Source organism: candidate division KSB1 bacterium, assembly GCA_022562085.1.
Lineage (GTDB): Bacteria > Zhuqueibacterota > Zhuqueibacteria > Oceanimicrobiales > Oceanimicrobiaceae > Oceanimicrobium.
The window spans coordinates 1-2387 of sequence record JADFPY010000477.1; the positions used below are offsets into that span (position 1 = coordinate 1).

3 protein-coding genes are annotated in these 2387 nt (G+C 40.1%); 1 reads left to right on the plus strand and 2 read right to left on the minus strand.

Annotated features, from left to right (window positions below):
* Positions 1-134: MscL family protein (locus IH879_22450; GenBank protein ID MCH7677689.1), on the minus strand; the 134-nt coding region annotated here is incomplete at its 3' end.
* A 461-nt stretch (positions 135-595) separates the two neighbouring features.
* Here IH879_22450 and IH879_22455 point away from each other — a divergent pair.
* On the plus strand, positions 596-1777 hold the full coding sequence (locus IH879_22455; protein MCH7677690.1) for a hypothetical protein: 1182 nt from the start codon (positions 596-598) through the stop codon (positions 1775-1777).
* A 211-nt stretch (positions 1778-1988) separates the two neighbouring features.
* On the opposite strand, the gene IH879_22460 is transcribed toward IH879_22455, so the two are convergent.
* Positions 1989-2318 carry a TfoX/Sxy family protein gene (locus tag IH879_22460; GenBank protein MCH7677691.1) on the minus strand — a complete coding sequence of 110 codons (330 nt, stop codon included), beginning with the start codon at positions 2316-2318 and terminating at the stop codon, positions 1989-1991.
* Positions 2319-2387 lie beyond the last annotated feature (69 nt).

A 2387-nucleotide genomic window follows, 5' to 3' on the forward strand; every position in this document is an offset into this window, starting at 1 on the left:
GGCGGCATCATCATATCTGCGACCAGAGATTTGACAATGGTACCAAAGGCAGCGCCGATAATGATACCAACAGCCATATCCATGACATTGCCTCTCATCGCGAATTCTTTGAACTCATTAAACAATTTTTTTATCATGTGGTTATCCTGGGTAGGCTATATTTAACTTAAGAGTTTATAACAGGATTTATTAAAATGTCAAGGGAAATTGAAAAAAGCACCTCATTTTAACAGGCAAAAAGTTTTGCGGGGACGCCTTTCTTCACCGGTTTAAGTAATAATTAATTCAAGAATTTACCAATATCAATAAAGGTTATCAAGTTGACGTTGGTGCCTTGAGCTGCCCAATAAGATCGATTTTCATATAGAAGAACATGATCATGACGCAGAATCCTTTTATTTGGGGAGACTCACTTATAAAGATGTTATTTTGTTACAAATTAGTCAAGGAAAAACCTTGACTTTTGCGGGTAGATTTTGCAGTTAAGTATATTGAAACCTCAATATGAATCTATAATTTTCAATCTTAGAACCAATAGACTAAAAAATTTCGCCGGGTTTCTTTTGCTAATTGAATAATTTTCAAGGAGTGTGAAATGAAATTCAAATTTTTGTTCTTAGCATTTTGTTGCCTAGCTTTTGGTCTCACTGAAAGTGTTGCACAAGATCAGAAAAATAACAAGAAGGGTATTGAAATTTTCATGGCTGATGGTCAGTTACCATCGCACCCAATTAGAATATATGTAAGAGATAAAGATTTAACAAATTCAAATCCCAGGCTTTGCTTGACTCGACGCGTCAAAGTCGCTGAAACAGAAACAGACACTCTTTTTTGTCGTGATAAAGACTGGTATCTCCCCTTCGAAATAGCAGCAAATCAAAAATGGATCGACGAGAGCAGCGGACACAAAGTATCCAAGACTGGAAGTCTTTTATTATTTGACCTGGTTAGTTTCCCGATATCGCTGTTCCGATCCGGGGCTCGAGTGCTGCCGATAGTAAGATGGGAAGAATATACGACGACAATCGAAGGTGATTCTACTAAAGTAGATACGGTCCTGCACAGCGGCATCAGCGCGAAAGAAATTTATTTGAGTAATGGGCCCGGCACAATTTTTTGGACGGCAATAATTATATTAATCTTTTTTGCATTGGCTTTCTGGGTAACCAGAGCAAATAATAAATCTCTTCTTGGTTTGATTATAATCAAAAAACATGTTTCAATGTCTCTTACCCAGATGGCTTTGTGGACAATAGCAGTCGGCGCTGTAGTTTTAGGTTTTGGGCTTATGCGTCTTCAAGTACCTAATATTCCGGATAATTTGGTTTTACTGATGAGTTTTGCAACCGCCACGAGCGCTGCCGGACATTGGCAGGTCAATAGAGGACGGCGTCTAAAAAAGAAGGAAGATGAATTAAAGGAGATAAAGGCGGCACAGTCCGGGCAAAAGAAAAAAAAACAGAATGCTAAGGATAAAGAGGATGCGAATGAACCGCTGACTTTAGCCGAAAAGTTTAAAACATTGATTATGGTTGATGTTGGTGATGGTAAGTATGAACCTTCAATCGCCAAAGCTCAAATGTTATTCTGGACTCTTACTACTCTCAGTCTATTTGTGGTCAAGAGCTTGTTGGAGGGGGAGCTATGGGACGTACCGACACAATTAGTTGCTTTGATGGGGGTCAGTCAGGCTGGTTTCTTAAGTCGTAAAGAAATGTCAGTGGCGGAGCAATCTAAGAATGTGAAAGAATTGGAAGAGGAAATAGCAAAAAAATAAAGCCTAAACCAAGTTAAGCAACGATAACTGGTTAGTAAGACTTAGTTGTCTTGAGATGAAGGTTTGGCTTGTTCTTGAACCTTAAATTCCAGGCGAGAAAAAATCGTTTTGCAGGTTACGGCATAAACATATTTGTAAATCATAAAACACATAACCGCCAAACCGGCAATTCCATAAAGACCGGGAGTTCATGCTGAGCGAAATCGAAACATTACTTCGCCGGCAGAGATAAGACAAACTCCAGCGCTCGCTCCACCCAGGTTTTCAACTCCTCTTCCGACTTAAGGCCTTCCGGATCAACGTAAATCATCCCTTTCATGGACTTGCCGGTGAAATCCATCTTGCGGGCGTGCGGTTGGCCAAGCGCGGATTCGTAAACATCTGGGCCTACTCGGGTCATTAGTGTATCTTTTACCACACCGCAGCACATGTTGCCGTTCACCATAAATGCAATGCCGCCAAACATTTTTTTACCAACGACATTTGACTGGTCTTTCAGAATAACGCCGATGCGGTTGGCTAAGGCTTCGTCGTAGGCCATAACTGCCTCTATATTAATAATAATATGTTTCGTTATCTTTCTTCTTTATTCAGTTGAATGGCATAGGAA

Excerpts from the sequence above, each read along its gene's own strand:
- IH879_22455 (MCH7677690.1), top strand. The coding sequence starts at position 596 with ATGAAATTCAAATTTTTGTTCTTAGCATTTTGTTGCCTAGCTTTTGGT.
- IH879_22460 (MCH7677691.1), bottom strand. The coding sequence starts at position 2,318 with ATGGCCTACGACGAAGCCTTAGCCAACCGCATCGGCGTTATTCTGAAA.